Origin of the sequence: Streptomyces sp. NBC_00029 (assembly GCF_045160505.1) — a bacterium.
Classification (GTDB): Bacteria; Actinomycetota; Actinomycetes; order Streptomycetales; family Streptomycetaceae; genus Streptomyces.
Genome location: NZ_CP108292.1, coordinates 5,731,049 through 5,747,880, shown reverse-complemented (window position 1 = coordinate 5,747,880; position 16,832 = coordinate 5,731,049). Strand labels below are relative to the sequence as shown.

The window sequence follows — 16,832 nt, the reverse complement described above, 5'->3', positions numbered from 1 at the left end:
CGGCGTCACGGCCGGGCCGGGTCGCCCTGAGCGCCGCGGCGGGCCCGCACGTCGCAGACCGCGTACGGCAGCCCCGGCAGCAGCAGGACCGGTGCGACCCACAGCGGGAGGGTGAACAGCACCCCGTCACCGGCCAACCACCTGGTGAGGATCGCCACGGGCAGGGCAACGACGAGGGAGAGCGCCCACTGCTGGTACAGGCGCATCACGCCCCGGCGCAGCTCCCAGGCGACCCTTCCGGCGCCGACGGCCACCAGGAAGGCTCCGTGGGCGGCGGTCACATCCAGTCGGGTGGTCCACCGGGTCAGGTGCAGGAAGAGAAGCAGCCAGCCGAGCACGTAGGCGGCCATGGCCAGCATGCGCAGCGCCCGGTGGGCGAAGGGGGTGCGCTCCCGCGCCCAGGCCGCGGCGAAGGCCCGTACGTCCGGGCCGACGACGTCCTGCGCGGTGCGCCCGGCGGCCTGTGCGTCCTGCAGGTGCGCGGAGAGCTCGTCGAGCATCTCCCGCATGGCGGCGTCCTCGACCCCGCGGTACTCCCAGTTGCTGCGGCAGGTCGCGAGTATCTGCTCGTTCGTCATGGTGTGCCTTCCCCCGTGGATTGCGTACCGGCGTCCAGGATCCGACCCACCTGCCCGGAGAAGGCCCGCCAGTCGCCCCGCCCCGCACCCAGCTCGGCGCGCCCCGCCTCGGTCAGCCGGTAGTACTTGCGCGGGGCGCCGCCGCTGGGGGACGGAGCACGGTACGAGGAGATGAGCCCCGCCCGCTCCATCCGCGCGAGCAGCGGATAGATGCTGCCGTCGCTGACGAGGTCGAGCCCGGCGTGGGCGAGCGCTTGCGCGAACTCGAAGCCGTACCGGGGCCGTTCGCCGATGAGCGACAGCAGGCAGAGGTCGAGCACTCCGCGCAGGAGCTGGCTGCGCCGTTGGTCACCGGTCGCGGTCGGCTCCTTTGTCATGCGGTACAAGATAGTCATCAACTCCCTTGCACCACAAGACAATCAACCGCAGCCGCGCCGGACTGTCGGTGGCGGCTGCTTCCATGGGAACCATGAGCACTGCACACGAGGCCGCCGCCCTGCTCCCCGACCCGGCCCGGCTCCGCACCCACCTGCGGGCGCTGGCCGTCCTGGACGCGACGATCGGCGACGATCCGCGGTTCTGCCACTACACCTTCGCCATCGCCTGGGGCCCCGGCGAAGAGGCGGCTTTGATGGACAACGGCTCGGGGGACGACTTCTCTGTCCTCTTCACGTCGGCGGGCGTGCTCATACGCGGCTTCGACCACGAATCGGAGATGAGTCCGTACGGGACGGACGACGAAGAGGTCTGGCCCGGTGTCATCGACGAGGTGCCTGCGGCCCTGCGCCCGCTCCTGGACGAGCCCGCCTTCTTCGACGAGGGCATCGACGTCCCTCGGGTCACCGTCTGCCTGTGGTGGGAGCCCGGCGACACCGCCTGGCGTACCGGCTCGGCCATCGCCTACCCCGCCGGGAGCGAGGACCCCGACGGCTCCGGCTTCCTGTTCCATCTCCTCACGGACCGCTCCCCCGAGGCCGTCCGGGCCCACTTCGAGGACTACTACGAGCGCCCCGTCCCCCTCGAAGCCGTCCGCCACGTCCTCGCCGGTCACCCCGTCACCCAGGCGACAACCAGGGCCCTGAACCCGACGGCCCGCCGGGTCGCCGCCGAAGCGGCTGAAAGTCAGCACCAGGTCGGCACAGGAATGCGGAAGAGGTCGGACTCGACGGAGTCCGACCCCTCCTGACCTGCATGCCCGGCGAAAGCATGCGGCAACGAGCGACTACACGTTGAAGCGGAATGCCTGCGGCCCGCTCCTGACCTGTGGCGGAGCCCCGTAAAGCGCCTTGACCAGGCGTTTCTCCGTTGGCGAGCGTTGGGTCCCGACGGTCGCTTACGGGTGTCCTGCGGACTGTCCGCGGACTGGCCTACGGGGTCTCGACGAAATCGAGGTGCCTGCGCAGCTCAGCCGCGATGTCTTCGTCGCCGCCCTCGGCCGGCAGCGGCCACGGATCCTGCCCGCCGTTCGCCACGGCGAGGCTGCTCGCGAACCAGACGAGGTGCGGTGCGGGCACGAAGGAGTCCCGGAGCCACCGCGCACCGTGGGCTCGGGAATGTCTCCCTCAGAACCCTCTTCAGGGACTCGGCCGTAGCGCGCCAGGCTCAGCACCGTGAAGCGTCGCGGTCCCCTCGCCCCGCTGGACCGCACACCGGCGCCCTTCAGGCGAGCCGAACGGCTGATGGATGATCAGATGCCCAGCGCCGTCCCAGCACGGGAAACAGCAGGGCCAACGGCTCACCTCTTCACCTGAATGCCCCTGCCGCGTTGCCCCCCATCCGCCCCGGTCATCGCATGGAGTGGGAAAACGAGCCCGCGCGGGGCCACCGGAAGGCAGGAAAGGGCGCTATGTACGTTCGCAGCATCTATGCAACGGGTGATCCGGCCGAGCTCGACGGGGTCGCCGAGGCGCTACGGACCGACGGGCGTGCGCTGCTGTCGGCGCAACCGGGCTTCCGCGGGATGGGGCTGTTCGCCGACCGCGAGCTCGGCAAGCTCCTGGTGGGATCGTGGTGGGAGGACGAGGCCTCCCGGCAGGCCAGCTACGAGAACCTGAGCAAGCGGCGGGCCGAGATGATGGCGCCCTTCGCGCAGACCCTGACGGTCGACAACTGGGAAGCGGCGGTCGCCCGGCGCGCAGAGGAACTCGGGCCGGGCGCGGGGTTCCGGCTGGTCCACATGGACGTCGAGCCGGCCGACATCGACCTGCTGGTGGACACGTTCCGCGACACCTCACTGCCCAAGGTCCAGAAGGTCCCCGGACTGGCCGGCATCTCCCTGCTCATCGATCGCGACCGGGGCAGAGCCGCTGTCGGCGCGCTCTACGCCGACCGCGACGCACTCGTGGCATCCCGTGGCGCCGTCGCGGCGGTCCGCGGAGAGGCCACGGCGAAGGCTCGCGCAACCACCCGCAGCCTCGAGGAATTCGAGGTGGTCCTCGCCACGGCGGTACCCCACGCCTGACCCTGCCTCCGCTTCCGCGATCGCGAGTCAGCACCAAGTCGGCATGAGCATGCGGAACGGGTCGAACTCGACGAGCCCGGCCCCTTCTGACCTGCATGCTTACGAAATTGGTCCATCGGCCGGGGGCGTGGCCCGTACGCGGGGGCCCTGCACGCCGCAGGGCCGCGGAATCTCTGCCCCCGGAATCAGCCACCCAATCGGCAGCTCATCCCAACGAGCGCCCGCAACCCACGCTGTGTACACATGGCGGCGACTATCGCGTCCTCTACACCATCGACAACGGGGAGCTGGTGGTGTGGGTCGTACACGTCGGACACCGTTCCACGGTCCACGACGCGTAGCTGCTCTCCCGGTTCTGCGGACTGTTGCGGACAGCAGAAGGGCCTGACCTGCATCCTCGCAGGTCAGGCCGCCTCTGGATACGCGATCAGACGTTGAAGCGGAACTCCACCACGTCGCCGTCCTGCATGACGTAGTCCTTGCCCTCCATGCGGGCCTTGCCCTTGGCGCGGGCCTCCGCGACCGAGCCGCAGGCGACCAGGTCCGCGAAGGAGATGACCTCGGCCTTGATGAAGCCGCGCTGGAAGTCGGTGTGGATCACGCCGGCCGCCTCGGGGGCCGTGGCGCCCTGCTTGATGGTCCAGGCGCGGGTTTCCTTCGGGCCGGCCGTCAGGTAGGTCTGCAGGCCCAGGGTGGCGAAGCCGACGCGGCCGAGAGTGGCCATGCCGGGCTCTTCCTGGCCGACCGACTGGAGGAGTTCGAGCGACTCCTCGTCGTCGAGCTCGATGAGCTCCGCCTCCAGCTTGGCGTTGAGGAAGATCGCCTCGGCCGGGGCGACGAGCGCGCTCTGCTCGGCCTTGAAGGCGTCGTCCGTCAGCTCGTCCTCATCCACGTTGAAGACGTAGAGGAAGGGCTTCGTGGTGAGCAGGTGGAGCTCGTGGAGGAGGTCGCCCTGCTCCGTGCCCTTGGTGATGCCCTTGGAGAAGAGGGTGTCGCCGGCTTCGAGGATCTTCTTGGCCTCGACGACGGCCGCGAGGACCGCGACCTTCTCCTTCTGGAGGCGGGACTCCTTCGTCAGGCGCGGTTCGGCCTTTTCGATGGACTGGAGGTCGGCGAGGATCAGCTCGGTGTTGATCGTCTCGATGTCGTCCTTCGGCGAGACCTTGCCGTCGACGTGGACGACGTTCTCGTCCTTGAAGGCGCGGATGACCTGGCAGATCGCGTCCGACTCGCGGATGTTCGCGAGGAACTTGTTGCCGAGGCCCTCGCCCTCCGAGGCGCCGCGCACGATGCCCGCGATGTCGACGAAGTCGACGGTGGCCGGGAGGACCCGCTGCGATCCGAAGATGCCCGCGAGGACGGCCAGGCGCTGGTCCGGGACGCCGACGACGCCGACGTTCGGCTCGATGGTGGCGAACGGGTAGTTGGCCGCCAGCACGTCGTTCTTGGTCAGGGCGTTGAACAGGGTCGACTTGCCGACATTCGGCAGGCCGACGATTCCGATCGTGAGCGACACGTTGGCGACTTCCCGTAGCTGGAGGGGGCGGCGGCCCGGGAGTGGGCCACCGGACAGTTTACTTTCCGATGAGTGGCACTCGTTGTACGCGTGTCCCCACACGGATACCGGGCCCGGCCCGCCTAGCGTGGGCACGTGGAGCAATACAGGACGCGTTCGGCACCTCACCCGCAGCGACCCCCGGCCCAGCGAGGGGGCACACGGACCACCACCGCGGTGCCCGCCCAGGCCGGCGGCGGCGGGCCGCGCCGTTCCGCGCTCGCGCGGCGGATGCCCCGGCCCCGGCTGACCGGGCTCGGCGGCGGGCTGTTCGCGTGCGCCGCCATGGTGCTGGTGGGAGGGATCTGCTGGCTGCTGTTCGGCTCCTCGCTCTTCGTCTACGGGCTGCTCTTCCTGCCCGTGGCGGCAGCCACCGCCCTCTGGGTACGGCCCGCCGACCTGATCACCGCTCCCATCGGCGTGCCCATCGCCTTCGCCGCCGGAGTGTGGCCGATCTCCGGCGGCTCCGGCGGCTTCGGCGGGCAGCTGATGGGGCTGGTGTCCGCGCTGTCCCTGCACGCGGGCTGGCTGTACGCCGGGACCCTGGTCGCCGGGCTGATCGCCGTCGTGCGCAAGGCCGTGCTCATCGGCAGGCGGCGGATGCCCCGCCGCCTCACCCACTGAGCGCTGCCCGCGCCGCTACTTCTTCGCCACGTTCGCCACGTTCGCCACGTTCGCCGCCTTCGCCGCCTTCGCCGCCATCGCGGCCCCCACGATGCCCGCGTTGTTCTGGAGCTTCGCCGGCACGATCTCCGCCCGCACGCCCTCGATCAGCGGCAGGAACTTCTCCGGCTTGCGGCTGACCCCGCCGCCGATGATGAAGAGGTCCGGGGAGAACAGCATCTCCACGTGCTGGAGGTACCTCTGCACGCGGTGCGCCCAGCGCTCCCACGTGAGGTCGTGGTCCTCCTTGGCCTTCACCGACGCCCGCGTCTCCGCGTCGTGGCCCTTCAGCTCCAGGTGCCCGAGCTCCGAGTTCGGGACCAGCCGCCCGTCCGTGAACAGGGCGCTGCCGATGCCCGTCCCCAGCGTGAGCAGCAGGACGGTGCCGCCCCGCCCGCGCCCGGCCCCGTACGTCATCTCCGCGACGCCCGCCGCGTCCGCGTCGTTCAGGACCGTCACCGGCTGGCCGCCCAGTTCGCGCGAGAGCAGCGCCGCCGAGTCGACGCCGATCCAGGACTTGTCCATGTTGGCGGCCGTACGGGTGACGCCGCCGGTGACCACGCCCGGGAAGGTGACCCCGACCGGGCCGTCCCACTCGAAGGTGCGCACCACCTCCACGACGCAGCCGGCCACCCCCTCGGGGGTGGCCGGCTGCGGTGTCAGTACTTTGTGGCGCTCCTGCGCCAGGTCGCCACGTTCCAGGTCCACGGGAGCGCCCTTGATCCCGGACCCGCCGATGTCCACGCCGAAGATCTGCATGGACATACCGTACGAAACGAGTTACTTGTCGGCGACCAGTTCGGCAGCCTCGGCGCGCAGGTCGCGACGGAGTTCCTTCGGCAGCGAGAAGACGATCGACTCCTCGGCCGTCTTGACGATCTCCACGTCCGCGTAGCCGCGGACCGTCAGCCACTCCAGGACCTCCTCGACCAGGACCTCCGGCACCGAGGCGCCCGAGGTGAGGCCGACGGTGGTGACGCCCTCCAGCCAGGCCTCGTCGATCTCGCTCGCGAAGTCGACCAGGTACGCGGCCTTGGCGCCGGCGTCCTTGGCGACCTCGACGAGCCGGATGGAGTTCGAGGAGTTCTTCGAGCCGACCACGATGACCAGGTCGGAGTCGGCGCCCATCACCTTGACGGCCGCCTGCCGGTTCGAGGTGGCGTAGCAGATGTCGTCGCTCGGCGGCGAGACGAGCAGCGGGAACTTCGTCTTCAGCGCGTCGACCGTCTCCATCGTCTCGTCGACCGAGAGGGTGGTCTGGGAGAGCCAGACGACCTTGGACTCGTCGCGGACGGTGACCTTCTCCACGTCGTGCGGGCCGTCGACGATCGTGATGTGGTCCGGGGCCTCGCCGGAGGTGCCGATGACCTCCTCGTGGCCCTCGTGGCCGATGAGGAGGATGTCGAAGTCCTCGTTCGCGTACCGGATGGCTTCCTTGTGCACCTTGGTGACCAGGGGGCAGGTCGCGTCGATCGTCGCGAGCTTGCCGCGCGCCGCCTCCTCGTGCACCACCGGCGCCACACCGTGCGCGGAGAACATCACGATGGAGCCCTCGGGCACCTCCTCCGTCCGCTCGACGAAGATGGCGCCCTTCTTCTCCAGGGTCTGCACCACGTACTTGTTGTGCACGATCTCGTGGCGGACGTAGACCGGCGCACCGTACTGCTCAAGGGCTTTCTCGACGGCGATCACGGCTCGGTCCACGCCCGCGCAGTAGCCGCGGGGCGCGGCGAGCAGGACACGGCGGGAAGCGGGAGCGGGGGCGGGAGCAGTCATGTGCTCCATCGTACGGGGGTCTCCAGCAGGCCGGGCGTCGGCCGTACGGCACACACTTGCCCGAAAGCCCGCCCCTATGTCCCGGAGGACGGATGGCTTCCGTTACGGATTCCGGCGCTGCGGCGCCCACGGCGCTGCGGCGGAGCCTCGGCTTCAGGGACCTGGTCGTCTACGGGCTGCTGTTCATCGCCCCCATGGCGCCGGTGGGGGTCTTCGGCACGCTCGACGCCAGGTCGCACGGCGCCGTCGCCCTCGTGTACCTCTTCGCGACCGTCGCGATGGCCTTCACGGCCTTCTCGTACGCGCAGATGGTGCGGGTCGCCCCGCAGGCCGGCTCGGTCTTCACCTACGCCCGCAAGGGCCTGGGCGAGGGCCCCGGGCTGATCGCCGGGTGGATGGCGATGCTCGACTACCTGCTGATCCCGGCGGTGGCGTACCTCTTCTCGGGGATCGCGATGAACGCCCTGGTGCCGGAGGTGTCCCGGTGGGTGTGGACGGCCTTGGCCGTCGTGATCACCACCGCGCTCAACCTGTGGGGCGTACGGACGGCCGCGCGCGTGGGCTTCGCCGTGCTGGCCATGGAGATCCTGGTCCTGCTCGTCTTCCTGGTCGCCGCGGTGACCGTACTGGTCCAGGGCGGGGCGCGGCGCGGCTGGCTGTCCCCGCTGACCGGTGACGGCTCGCTCGGCTTCAGTACGGCCGCGGTGCTGGGGGCGGTGTCGGTCGCGGTCCTGTCCTACCTCGGCTTCGACGCCATCGTCTCCTTCGCCGAGGAGGTGACGGGGGGATCGGAGCGGGTGGCGCGGGCGGTGCTGTTCTGCCTGGCGCTGGCCGGGGTGCTGTTCATCGCCCAGAGCTATCTGGCGGCCCTGCTCATGCCCGTGTCCGCGGCGGAGCTGGCGGCCGAGCCGGCGCTGCAGGGCCCGGCCTTCTACGACGCGGTGGAGTCCTCGGCCGGCTCCTGGCTGCACGACCTGGTGGCGGTCAGCAAGGCGATCGGGGCGGCCTTCGCGGCGCTGGCGGGGCAGGCCGCGGCCGGGCGGCTGGTCTTCGCGATGGCCCGGGAGCGGCGGCTGCCCCGGGCGTTCGCCCGGACCTCGGACGGCACCCCGCGGCCGGCCCTGCTGCTGGCGGCCACGATCACGCTGGTCGCGGCGGTGTGGGCGGCCCGGCGCGACGACGGGCTCGACCAGCTGGTGTCGGTCGTGGCCGTCGGGGCGCTGGTGGCCTTCACCCTGCTGCACGCCTCGGTGGTGGGCTGGTTCGTGGTCAAGCGGCGGGAGGGCCCGCCGAACTGGTGGAAGCACCTGGTGATCCCGGTGCTGGGCGCCGTGGTGACCGTCGCGGTGATCGTCGAGGCCTCCTGGACCGCGCAACTGGTGGGGGCGGTGTGGCTGGCGGTGGGTCTGGCGGTGCTGTTCGTCCAGCGCGGCCGCCGCGACCTGCCCGGCGACACCGGCGCCGGGGCCTGACGCACTGTCGGCGGCGCCGGATAGCCTGCGTGCATGGGTCTGAATACGTCGGCCGAGGCGCCGCTGCCGGTAGGCCAGGTGTCCCGGCTCATCGGGGGCTGGATCGAGCGGCTCGGCCAGGTGTGGGTGGAGGGGCAGATCACGCAGCTCTCGCGGCGGCCGGGAGCGGGGGTGGTCTTCCTGACGCTGCGCGACCCCTCGCACGACATCTCGGTCAGCGTGACCTGCTTCCGCCAGGTCTACGACGAGGTCGCGGACGTGGTCTCGGAGGGCGCCCGGGTCGTCCTGCTGGCCAAGCCCGAGTGGTACGCCCCGCGCGGCCAGCTGTCCCTGCGGGCCACCGAGATACGGCCTGTGGGCATCGGGGAGCTCCTCGCCCGGCTGGAGCGCCTCAAGCGGTCCCTGGCCTCCGAGGGGCTCTTCGCGCTGGACCGCAAGAAGCCGCTGCCCTTCCTGCCGCAGCTGATCGGGCTGGTGGTGGGCCGGGCCTCGGCGGCCGAGCGCGATGTCCTGGAGAACGCCCGGCGCCGCTGGCCGGCGGTCCGCTTCGAGGTGCGCAACGTCGCCGTCCAGGGGGTGCACGCGGTGCCCCAGGTGGTCCGGGCCGTCCAGGAGCTCGACGCGATGGACGAGGTCGACGTGATCATCGTGGCGCGCGGCGGCGGCAGCGTGGAGGACCTGCTGCCCTTCTCCGACGAGGAGGTCGTCCGGACGGTCGCCGCGGCCCGGACCCCGGTGGTCTCGGCGATCGGCCACGAGCCGGACTCCCCGCTGCTGGACCTGGTCGCGGACGTACGGGCCTCCACGCCCACGGACGCGGCGAAGAAGGTGGTCCCGGACGTCGGCGAGGAGCTGGAGCGCGTGCGGCAGCTGCAGGCCCGCGGGCTGCGCGCGGTCACGGGGCTGCTCGACCGGGAGGAACGGGGCCTCGCGCACGCCCTGGCCCGGCCGGTCTTCGTGCACCCCCAGCGGATGGTGGAGATGCGCGAGGACGAGCTGGACGCGCTGCTGGCCCGCTCCCGGCGCACGCTCGGGCACCTGCTGGACCGGGCCGACTCGGAACTGGCGCACACCCTCGCCCGGGTGGTGGCGCTGTCCCCGGCGGCGACCCTGGAGCGCGGGTACGCCGTACTGCAGCGGGCCGACGGCCATGCGGTGCGCTCGCCGCAGGAGGTCTCGGCGGGCGAGGTGCTGCGCGCACGGGTGGCGCAGGGGTCGTTCTCCGTGGAGGTCGCCCCGGTGGAGTCCGCGGAGCCTCCGGAATCCCCGGAGTCTCCCGAGTCCCCCGCCGCAACAGTCGCTTCGGAGTAGCGACACACGGCCGCAATGACCTGGTCGCACGACACACAGAGGATGGATACGGGAATGACAGAGGCCACCACGGCGCTGGGGTACGAGCAGGCCCGCGACGAGCTCATCGAGGTCGTCCGCAAGCTGGAGGCCGGCGGGACCTCACTGGAGGACTCCCTCGCGCTCTGGGAGCGCGGCGAGGAGCTGGCGAAGGTCTGCCGGCACTGGCTGGAGGGGGCCCGGGCGCGGCTGGACTCGGCGCTGGCGGCGCGCGAGCCGGCCGAGGAGGAGTGACCGGGGGATGTGACCCGGGAGGAGTGACCTGGGGTGACCCCGGGGTGATCCCGGTCACCAGGAGGCAGATTTAGTTGAAAATTCATCTACCTCCGCCGTAGAGTCTGGGACATCGCTTCACCTCCGTATGGAAGAAGGCTTTCCGATGTCTCTCGTTCTTGACTCCGCCGCGCAGGACCTGCTGTTCCGCGAGGCCCGCACGGCCAACTCGTTCACCGACGAGCCGGTCACCGAGGAGCAGGTCCAGGCGATTTACGACCTGGTGAAGTTCGGTCCCACCGCCTTCAACCAGACCCCGCTGCGCATCACCCTGGTCCGCTCCCCCGAGGCCCGCGAGCGCCTCGTGCAGCACATGGCCAAGGGCAACGACGCCAAGACCGCCACCGCGCCGCTGGTCGCGATCCTGTCCGCGGACAACGAGTTCCACGAGGAGCTCCCGCAGCTGCTGCCGCACTTCCCGCAGGCCAAGGACGCGTTCTTCTCCGAGCGCCCGGTCCGCGAGCAGTCCGCGCTGCTCAACTCCGCGCTGCAGGCCGCGTACTTCATCATCGGCGTCCGCGCCGCCGGCCTGGCCGCGGGCCCGATGACCGGCGCCGACTTCGCCGGCATCCAGAAGGAGTTCCTGGACGCCGACCACACCCCGATCATGGTCATCAACATCGGCAAGCCGGCCGCCGAGGGCGCCTGGTTCGACCGCTCGCCGCGCCTGGCCTTCGACGAGGTCATCACGACCGTCTGATCGCCGCCGCAGGCACGCGAAAAGGGCCGTGGCCCCCGGATCACCGGGGGCCACGGCCCTCTTCCGTACCTTCCGGCCCGCATCGGCGCTTCTCGGCCTGCGAGGCCGGGCCGCCGCGGGCCGGAGGCGGCGCTACTTGCCCTGCTTGAACTCCAGCGTCGCCGCCAGTGCGCCGAGCTGCTCGAAGGAGGCCGTGCCGGTCACCACCGTGACGTAGCCCTGCTCCTGCCGCACGAGGGCGTCGTACTTCTCGCCGTCCCAGCGCTCCCAGGTCAGGTCGCCCACCTGCTGCGTCTGCCCGGTGGCCGTCGCGTGCCGGGTGACCTTGGCGACGTACTTGGCCGTGGTGTCCGTGGACTGCTCCACCGCCACGTACTGCTGCTCCGGGTCGAGGAAGCCCAGGTGCCAGGCGTTGGCGTTCTTGCGCTCGTACGTCACCGAGGTCGCCCGCCACTGCTCCTGGAGGCCCACGGGGGCCGCCACCGGGTACGGGGCCGCGCGCCGGGCCGTCAGGGTTTCCACCCGGTAGTCGACCGTGCGCGTCGGATCGGCCTTGTCGTCATGCGGGACGAAGAGGTAGATCCCGGCGACCACGATGCCGATCACCCCCAGCGACCGGACCATGTCCCAGATTGTCTGCTTGCCTTTCATACCTGCCACGCGACCCATCGTCCCGCATCGCGGGACCGCGATCACCGCCGGGGTCGCGGTGCGGCGCGTGTCGGCGGACCCTGGAGAGTCCCGGAGGTCCACCGGAACCATCGGGAGGTGCGCACAAGGTCCGCAAAACGCCCGCAAGACGTTCGCTCAGGACAATCGGCTGACCGATATGCCGCTCATACGTGACCCGCCCTGCTCAATATGTCGACGTACCGATAGAGTTCCAGCACCCTCACTTCCCGGCCGTCGCCGTACAGAAAGGTGCGCTCCGATGACCGAGCACAACCTGCCGCCCCAGCTCGAAGTCTCTCCGGAGGCCCCCGACCGCAACCTCGCACTCGAACTCGTACGGGTCACCGAGGCCGCCGCCATGGCCGCGGGCCGGTGGGTCGGACGCGGAGACAAGATCGGCGCGGACGGTGCCGCGGTCAACGCGATGCGCACCCTGATCTCCACCGTTTCGATGAACGGCGTCGTCGTCATCGGCGAGGGGGAGAAGGACGAGGCCCCCATGCTCTTCAACGGCGAGCGGGTCGGCGACGGCACGGGCGCCGAGGTCGACATCGCCGTCGACCCGATCGACGGCACCACCCTGAACGCCAAGGGCATGCCGAACGCCATCGCGGTCCTGGCCGCCGCCGATCGCGGCACCATGTTCGACCCGTCCGCGGTGTTCTACATGGAGAAGCTGGTCACCGGCCCCGAGGCCGCCGACTTCGTCGACATCAACGCGCCCGTCTCGGTGAACATCCGCCGGGTCGCCAAGGCCAAGAACATGGCCGTCGAGGACGTCACCGTGGTCATCCTCGACCGCCCCCGCCACGAGGGCATCGTCAAGGAGATCCGCGAGACCGGCGCCCGGATCAAGTTCATCTCCGACGGCGACGTCGCGGGCTCGGTCATGGCCGTGCGCGAGGGCACCGGCGTCGACCTGCTCCTCGGCATCGGCGGCACCCCCGAGGGCATCATCTCGGCGTGCGCCATAAAGTGCCTCGGCGGCACCATCCAGGGCAAGCTGTGGCCGAAGGACGAGGCCGAGCGCCAGCGCGCGCTCGACGCCGGCCACGACCTGGACCGCGTCCTGACCACGAACGACCTGGTGTCCGGCGAGAACGTCTTCTTCGTCGCGACCGGCATCACCGACGGCGAGCTGCTGCGCGGCGTCCACTACCGCTCGGAGACCGCGACGACGTCCTCGCTGGTCATGCGCTCGAAGTCGGGCACGATCCGGCAGATCGACTCGACGCACCGCCTGTCGAAGCTGCGCGCGTACAGCGCGATCGACTTCGACCGCGCCCACTAGTCCGTCGGGAAACGAGGGGGGCGGTCACCGCGTGCGGCGGAACCGTCCCTCTCGTGCGTCCGCGTTCGCCGTCCGGCGCCCCGGCGACAGGCTCAGCCGGCCGCGGCGATCGGCCCGGCCCCCGGGGCCTGGCGCAGCTCGGCGGCCCTGCGCCGCATCCGCGCCAGCACCACCCGGCGCTCGGCCGCGGTGAGCCCGCCCCACACCCCGTACGGCTCCGGCTGGAGCAGCGCGTGCTCCCGGCAGGCGACCATCACCGGGCAGCGGGCACAGACGCGCTTGGCGGCCTCCTCGCGGGAGAGCCGGGCCGCGGTCGGCTCCTTGGACGGCGCGAAGAAGAGCCCCGCCTCGTCGCGGCGGCACACCGCCTCCGCGTGCCATGGGCCGTCCTCCGCCCTCACCGGCACCCGCGGCTTCGGCACGGCCGCCGCCCGCCCCGGAAAACTCTGGACGGCGGCTACCTGCAAGGACTGATGCGGCGGATGCGGCACGGTCTACTCCTGACGACGTATACGTGAGCGAGAGACGACGCACCTGTCCCTACCCGCTGTACGCCCCCCTATGCACCGCGTGCCACGGGGCGCCGGGGGTTCGTCCGAAACGAGACCCCCGGCCGGGCGGGCCTCACACCGCGGGCGCGGCCCATGCGGGATCCCGCCCGAGGAAGGCCAGGAGGTCCGCCGCGGCGCCGTGGTCCGCGCCGGGCGCGAGGGGGAACACGGGGCCGTAGGCGAAGCCGCGCAGGGGCTCGGCCAGGGCGTCGGCGGCCGGGCGCAGGGCGGCGGCCAGTTCGTCGGTCAGGGCGGGCTGCCGCCCCGTGGCGACGGCGATGTCCCAGGCGTGCACGGCGGCGTCGAGGGCGGCGGCGCCGACGGCCGTCACGGCCGGTACGGCGAAGGGCGGCAACGGCACGGCCACGTCGAGGTCCCCCGGGGCGACCGCGGAGAAGGCCTCGGCCGCCGCCGCGAGCGCCGGGTCCAGCAGGTCTCCGGGAGCGCCGGCCAGGGCGCCGGAGGGTGCGAAGGGGTCCTCGGCGGGCCCTGGCCCGCCGGTCAGGCGGGCGGCGTAGGCGAGCTGGTCGCCGGCGGCGTGCCGGAGGACCTGGGTGACGTTCCACTGCGCGCACGGGGTCGGGCGGTCCCAGCCGTCGGCGGGCACCCCCGCGACGGCCTCGCGCAGCGTCGCGTGCGCCTGGTCGAGCAATTCCCACTTGGATGTCGTCATGGTGCGGACCCTAAGGGCTGTCCCGTAATCCGCGGTGGGTCAGCGCACGGCGTCAGATGCGGTGCATCGCAAGGCGGAGGGTCGTACTCATACCGGGCGTATTCGGGCGATCCGACAACGCAGCGAGGTGCCGTAGCTGGCGTCGTGCGCCCGCCGGGGATTGCGGGACAGCCCTTAGACAACCCCGAGCGGCCGGTCGGCCGAATTTCGTTGGGCCGGGGGCGCGTTGGGCCCTCCGGGCGCGGGCTCGAACCGGCCGGTTCGAGCCGTGTCCCGGCCGGTTCCCGGCCTGTTTCAGCCGTCCAGGCGCTTGCGCAGCTTGCGGGCCAGATCCACCAGGCGGGCGCCCAGCCTGGGCCGCGCCTCGATGTTGCCGAGCAGGGCGAAGCCCCGGACGATCACCACCGGCGCCTGCGGGTCGCTCTGGCCGCGTCCCTCGCCGCGCACCTCGAAGTTGCCGAGGACGCCGCTGCCGTAGCCGCGCAGGGTGACGTTCTCCGGGACCAGCACCTCGACGTTGCCGAGGATGCAGGTGACGTTGATCTCCGTGACCTGCTGCTCGAAGACCGCCTCGGTGAGGTCGATGCTGATGTCGCCCATGACCGAGACGGCCCGGGTGTGCGCTCCCGGCCGCCAGCGGCCCTTGCGGGCGGAGCTGCTGCAGACGGCCACTATGGTCTCCGCGGGGCCGCCCTGGGCCGCGGCGGGGGCCGCGTACGCCGGCCAGGCATGGACGCCGCCGGGCGCGGGCAGATCCTGTACGAGCACTTCCAGCTCGCCGACGGTCTTGACCGCGTAGAGCGTGTCCAGGCGGTCGGAGTGCTCCTCGGACGTCAGCCGGCCTTCGGCGAGGGCATCGCCGAGGATCTGTGCGATCCGGTCCCGGTCTGCGTCGGAGGCGCGCAGCTGTGCGGCGGCGGGTGCGGGGGCGGCGGGGTGCTTTTCCAGGTCCACGAAGCCCAGCATAGCCAGACACGATAGATCGCGATACTGCTGAGTGAGCCTTACCTCACAGCCACGTCCCCGGCGGGAGGTCCTACGCTGGTTAACCGCGCTGCCAATTGGTCGCCAGCGCCGTCCGCCTAGTGAGGAATGACTGCCGTCATGCCAGAGTTTGCGTACACCGACCTGCTGCCCCTGGGCGAGGACACCACCCCCTACCGGCTGGTGACCGCCGAGGGCGTGTCCACCTTCGAGGCGGACGGCCGTACGTTCCTCAAGGTGGAGCCGGAGGCGCTGCGCCAGCTCGCCGAAGAGGCCATCCACGACATCCAGCACTTCCTGCGCCCCGCGCACCTCGCGCAGCTGCGCCGGATCATCGACGACCCCGAGGCCTCCTCGAACGACAAGTTCGTGGCCCTGGACCTGCTGAAGAACGCGAACATCGCGGCGGCCGGCGTCCTGCCGATGTGCCAGGACACGGGCACGGCGATCGTCATGGGCAAGCGCGGCCAGAACGTGCTGACCGAGGGCGGGGACGAGGCGGCGCTGTCGCGCGGCATCTACGACGCCTACACGCGGCTGAACCTGCGCTACTCGCAGATGGCCCCGATCACCATGTGGGAGGAGAAGAACACCGGCTCGAACCTGCCCGCGCAGATCGAGCTGTACGCGACCGACGGCGGCGCGTACAAGTTCCTCTTCATGGCCAAGGGCGGCGGCTCGGCCAACAAGTCCTTCCTCTACCAGGAGACCAAGGCGGTCCTCAACGAGGCCTCCATGATGAAGTTCCTGGAGGAGAAGATCCGCTCCCTCGGTACGGCGGCCTGCCCGCCCTACCACCTGGCGATCGTGGTCGGCGGCACCTCCGCCGAGCACGCGCTCAAGACCGCCAAGTACGCCTCGGCGCACTACCTGGACGAGCTGCCCCGCGAGGGCTCCCCGCTGGGCCACGGCTTCCGCGACGAGGCCCTGGAGCAGCAGGTCTTCGAGCTGACCCAGAAGATCGGCATCGGCGCGCAGTTCGGCGGCAAGTACTTCTGCCACGACGTCCGCGTCGTGCGCCTGCCCCGCCACGGTGCCTCCCTGCCGGTCGCGATCGCCGTGTCCTGCTCGGCGGACCGCCAGGCCACCGCGAAGATCACCGCCGAGGGCGTCTTCCTGGAGCAGCTGGAGACGGACCCGGCGCGCTTCCTGCCGGACACCACGGACGAGCACCTGAGCGAGGCCTCGGACGTCGTCTCCATCGACCTGAACCAGCCGATGGACGACATCCTGGCGACGCTGACCAAGCACCCGGTCAAGACCCGCCTGTCGCTGACCGGCCCGCTGGTCGTGGCGCGCGACATCGCGCACGCCAAGATCAAGGAGCTGCTGGACTCGGGTGCGCCGATGCCGCAGTACCTGAAGGACCACCCGGTCTACTACGCCGGTCCCGCGAAGACCCCCGAGGGCTACGCGTCGGGCTCCTTCGGTCCGACCACGGCGGGCCGGATGGACTCCTACGTCGAGCAGTTCCAGGCGGCGGGCGGCTCCAAGGTCATGCTGGCCAAGGGCAACCGCTCCCAGCAGGTGACGGACGCGTGCGGCGCGCACGGCGGCTTCTACCTCGGCTCGATCGGCGGCCCGGCGGCGCGCCTGGCCCAGGACTGCATCAAGAAGGTCGAGGTCCTGGAGTACGAGGAGCTCGGCATGGAGGCGGTCTGGAAGATCGAGGTCGAGGACTTCCCGGCCTTCATCGTGGTCGACGACAAGGGCAACGACTTCTTCCAGAACCCGGCCCCGGAGCCGACGTTCACCCACATCCCGGTGCGCGGCCCGGGCCTGTAGCGCGATGGCCTGAGGGCCTCTCCCCCGTTCGGGGGAGAGGCCCTCAGG

The 16,832-nt window shown here is 71.2% G+C and carries 19 protein-coding genes and 1 pseudogene; 10 read left to right on the top strand and 10 right to left on the bottom strand.

All coding sequences use genetic code 11. The annotated features are described in order from the left end of the window. Nucleotides 1–5: 5 nt before the first annotated feature. Both OG753_RS27025 and OG753_RS27020 read right to left on the bottom strand, forming a co-directional pair. The gene (locus OG753_RS27025; protein WP_405790463.1) at nt 6–578 is read right to left on the bottom strand and encodes a hypothetical protein; all 573 of its coding nucleotides are present in this window, start codon (nt 576–578) and stop codon (nt 6–8) included. Further along, on the bottom strand, nt 575–955 hold the full coding sequence (locus OG753_RS27020; protein ID WP_405790462.1) for a PadR family transcriptional regulator: 381 nt from the start codon (nt 953–955) through the stop codon (nt 575–577). Before OG753_RS27020 ends, OG753_RS27025 begins: the two co-directional genes overlap by 4 nt. A gap of 92 nt (nt 956–1,047) precedes the next feature. Between OG753_RS27020 and OG753_RS27015 the strand changes: the two genes are divergently transcribed. Continuing rightward, nucleotides 1,048–1,764 (top strand): hypothetical protein, encoded by a 717-nt coding sequence (locus tag OG753_RS27015; protein WP_405790460.1) that lies wholly within the window; start codon nt 1,048–1,050, stop codon nt 1,762–1,764. 181 nt (nt 1,765–1,945) lie between these two features. On the opposite strand, the gene OG753_RS27010 is transcribed toward OG753_RS27015, so the two are convergent. Further along, nucleotides 1,946–2,092, bottom strand: coding sequence for a hypothetical protein (locus OG753_RS27010; protein WP_405790459.1), 147 nt, complete (start codon nt 2,090–2,092; stop codon nt 1,946–1,948). Nucleotides 2,093–2,424: 332 nt separating this feature from the next. Between OG753_RS27010 and OG753_RS27005 the strand changes: the two genes are divergently transcribed. Further along, complete coding sequence (locus tag OG753_RS27005) at nt 2,425–3,039, top strand: antibiotic biosynthesis monooxygenase (RefSeq protein ID WP_405790457.1); 615 nt, start codon at nt 2,425–2,427, stop codon at nt 3,037–3,039. Between the two features lie 185 nt (nt 3,040–3,224). Then, a pseudogene (locus OG753_RS27000) lies at nt 3,225–3,380 on the top strand (type II toxin-antitoxin system RelE/ParE family toxin); the annotation flags it as partial. An 86-nt stretch (nt 3,381–3,466) separates the two neighbouring features. On the opposite strand, the gene ychF reads toward OG753_RS27000, so the two are convergent. Then, nucleotides 3,467–4,555 (bottom strand): redox-regulated ATPase YchF, encoded by a 1,089-nt coding sequence (gene ychF / locus OG753_RS26995; protein WP_401682335.1) that lies wholly within the window; start codon nt 4,553–4,555, stop codon nt 3,467–3,469. 216 nt (nt 4,556–4,771) lie between these two features. Between ychF and OG753_RS26990 the strand changes: the two genes are divergently transcribed. Further along, a complete protein-coding gene (locus OG753_RS26990) occupies nt 4,772–5,218 on the top strand; it encodes a DUF6542 domain-containing protein (RefSeq protein WP_401272888.1) in 447 nt (148 codons plus the stop codon). A 15-nt stretch (nt 5,219–5,233) separates the two neighbouring features. Here OG753_RS26990 and ppgK read toward each other — a convergent pair whose 3' ends face one another. After that, nucleotides 5,234–6,016: a polyphosphate--glucose phosphotransferase gene (gene ppgK / locus OG753_RS26985; RefSeq protein ID WP_405790456.1), complete on the bottom strand. Its 783-nt coding sequence runs from the start codon at nt 6,014–6,016 to the stop codon at nt 5,234–5,236. Between the two features lie 21 nt (nt 6,017–6,037). Next, nucleotides 6,038–7,042 (bottom strand): 4-hydroxy-3-methylbut-2-enyl diphosphate reductase, encoded by a 1,005-nt coding sequence (locus tag OG753_RS26980; RefSeq protein WP_030012188.1) that lies wholly within the window; start codon nt 7,040–7,042, stop codon nt 6,038–6,040. 83 nt (nt 7,043–7,125) lie between these two features. Between OG753_RS26980 and OG753_RS26975 the strand changes: the two genes are divergently transcribed. The 4 genes from OG753_RS26975 (at nt 7,126) to OG753_RS26960 (ending at nt 10,828) form a co-directional block, all read left to right on the top strand. Beyond that, on the top strand, nt 7,126–8,505 hold the full coding sequence (locus OG753_RS26975; protein ID WP_405790454.1) for an APC family permease: 1,380 nt from the start codon (nt 7,126–7,128) through the stop codon (nt 8,503–8,505). A 33-nt stretch (nt 8,506–8,538) separates the two neighbouring features. After that, entirely contained in the window at nt 8,539–9,816 is a 1,278-nt protein-coding gene (gene xseA / locus OG753_RS26970) for an exodeoxyribonuclease VII large subunit (RefSeq protein ID WP_405790452.1), read from the top strand. Between the two features lie 42 nt (nt 9,817–9,858). Then, nucleotides 9,859–10,089 (top strand): exodeoxyribonuclease VII small subunit, encoded by a 231-nt coding sequence (locus OG753_RS26965; RefSeq protein WP_383205169.1) that lies wholly within the window; start codon nt 9,859–9,861, stop codon nt 10,087–10,089. Between the two features lie 145 nt (nt 10,090–10,234). Then, on the top strand, nt 10,235–10,828 hold the full coding sequence (locus OG753_RS26960) for a malonic semialdehyde reductase (RefSeq protein ID WP_327264241.1): 594 nt from the start codon (nt 10,235–10,237) through the stop codon (nt 10,826–10,828). A gap of 132 nt (nt 10,829–10,960) precedes the next feature. On the opposite strand, the gene OG753_RS26955 is transcribed toward OG753_RS26960, so the two are convergent. Further along, a complete protein-coding gene (locus OG753_RS26955) occupies nt 10,961–11,479 on the bottom strand; it encodes a DUF4245 domain-containing protein (protein WP_405792819.1) in 519 nt (172 codons plus the stop codon). A gap of 280 nt (nt 11,480–11,759) precedes the next feature. Between OG753_RS26955 and glpX the strand changes: the two genes are divergently transcribed. After that, complete coding sequence (gene glpX, locus OG753_RS26950) at nt 11,760–12,791, top strand: class II fructose-bisphosphatase (RefSeq protein WP_030712049.1); 1,032 nt, start codon at nt 11,760–11,762, stop codon at nt 12,789–12,791. Between the two features lie 92 nt (nt 12,792–12,883). Here glpX and OG753_RS26945 read toward each other — a convergent pair whose 3' ends face one another. The 3 genes from OG753_RS26945 to OG753_RS26935 form a co-directional block, all read right to left on the bottom strand. Continuing rightward, complete coding sequence (locus OG753_RS26945) at nt 12,884–13,282, bottom strand: WhiB family transcriptional regulator (RefSeq protein ID WP_383205028.1); 399 nt, start codon at nt 13,280–13,282, stop codon at nt 12,884–12,886. A gap of 133 nt (nt 13,283–13,415) precedes the next feature. Beyond that, nucleotides 13,416–14,015 carry a TIGR03086 family metal-binding protein gene (locus OG753_RS26940; protein ID WP_405790449.1) on the bottom strand — a complete coding sequence of 200 codons (600 nt, stop codon included), beginning with the start codon at nt 14,013–14,015 and terminating at the stop codon, nt 13,416–13,418. A gap of 294 nt (nt 14,016–14,309) precedes the next feature. After that, nucleotides 14,310–14,969, bottom strand: a complete 660-nt coding sequence (locus tag OG753_RS26935) for a DUF1707 domain-containing protein (RefSeq protein WP_327264239.1) — start codon at nt 14,967–14,969, stop codon at nt 14,310–14,312. A 150-nt stretch (nt 14,970–15,119) separates the two neighbouring features. Here OG753_RS26935 and OG753_RS26930 point away from each other — a divergent pair, with 150 nt between their 5' ends. After that, entirely contained in the window at nt 15,120–16,784 is a 1,665-nt protein-coding gene (locus OG753_RS26930; protein ID WP_405790448.1) for a fumarate hydratase, read from the top strand. Nucleotides 16,785–16,832 lie beyond the last annotated feature (48 nt).

Excerpts from the sequence above, each read along its gene's own strand:
- OG753_RS26965 (WP_383205169.1), top strand. The coding sequence starts at position 9,859 with ATGGATACGGGAATGACAGAGGCCACCACGGCGCTGGGGTACGAGCAG.
- OG753_RS26940 (WP_405790449.1), bottom strand. The coding sequence starts at position 14,015 with ATGACGACATCCAAGTGGGAATTGCTCGACCAGGCGCACGCGACGCTG.
- OG753_RS27005 (WP_405790457.1), top strand. The coding sequence starts at position 2,425 with ATGTACGTTCGCAGCATCTATGCAACGGGTGATCCGGCCGAGCTCGAC.
- OG753_RS26980 (WP_030012188.1), bottom strand. The coding sequence starts at position 7,042 with ATGGAGCACATGACTGCTCCCGCCCCCGCTCCCGCTTCCCGCCGTGTC.
- OG753_RS27025 (WP_405790463.1), bottom strand. The coding sequence starts at position 578 with ATGACGAACGAGCAGATACTCGCGACCTGCCGCAGCAACTGGGAGTAC.
- OG753_RS26960 (WP_327264241.1), top strand. The coding sequence starts at position 10,235 with ATGTCTCTCGTTCTTGACTCCGCCGCGCAGGACCTGCTGTTCCGCGAG.
- OG753_RS26955 (WP_405792819.1), bottom strand. The coding sequence starts at position 11,479 with ATGAAAGGCAAGCAGACAATCTGGGACATGGTCCGGTCGCTGGGGGTG.
- glpX (WP_030712049.1), top strand. The coding sequence starts at position 11,760 with ATGACCGAGCACAACCTGCCGCCCCAGCTCGAAGTCTCTCCGGAGGCC.
- OG753_RS26930 (WP_405790448.1), top strand. The coding sequence starts at position 15,120 with ATGCCAGAGTTTGCGTACACCGACCTGCTGCCCCTGGGCGAGGACACC.
- OG753_RS26975 (WP_405790454.1), top strand. The coding sequence starts at position 7,126 with ATGGCTTCCGTTACGGATTCCGGCGCTGCGGCGCCCACGGCGCTGCGG.
- ppgK (WP_405790456.1), bottom strand. The coding sequence starts at position 6,016 with ATGCAGATCTTCGGCGTGGACATCGGCGGGTCCGGGATCAAGGGCGCT.
- xseA (WP_405790452.1), top strand. The coding sequence starts at position 8,539 with ATGGGTCTGAATACGTCGGCCGAGGCGCCGCTGCCGGTAGGCCAGGTG.
- OG753_RS27020 (WP_405790462.1), bottom strand. The coding sequence starts at position 955 with ATGACAAAGGAGCCGACCGCGACCGGTGACCAACGGCGCAGCCAGCTC.
- OG753_RS27015 (WP_405790460.1), top strand. The coding sequence starts at position 1,048 with ATGAGCACTGCACACGAGGCCGCCGCCCTGCTCCCCGACCCGGCCCGG.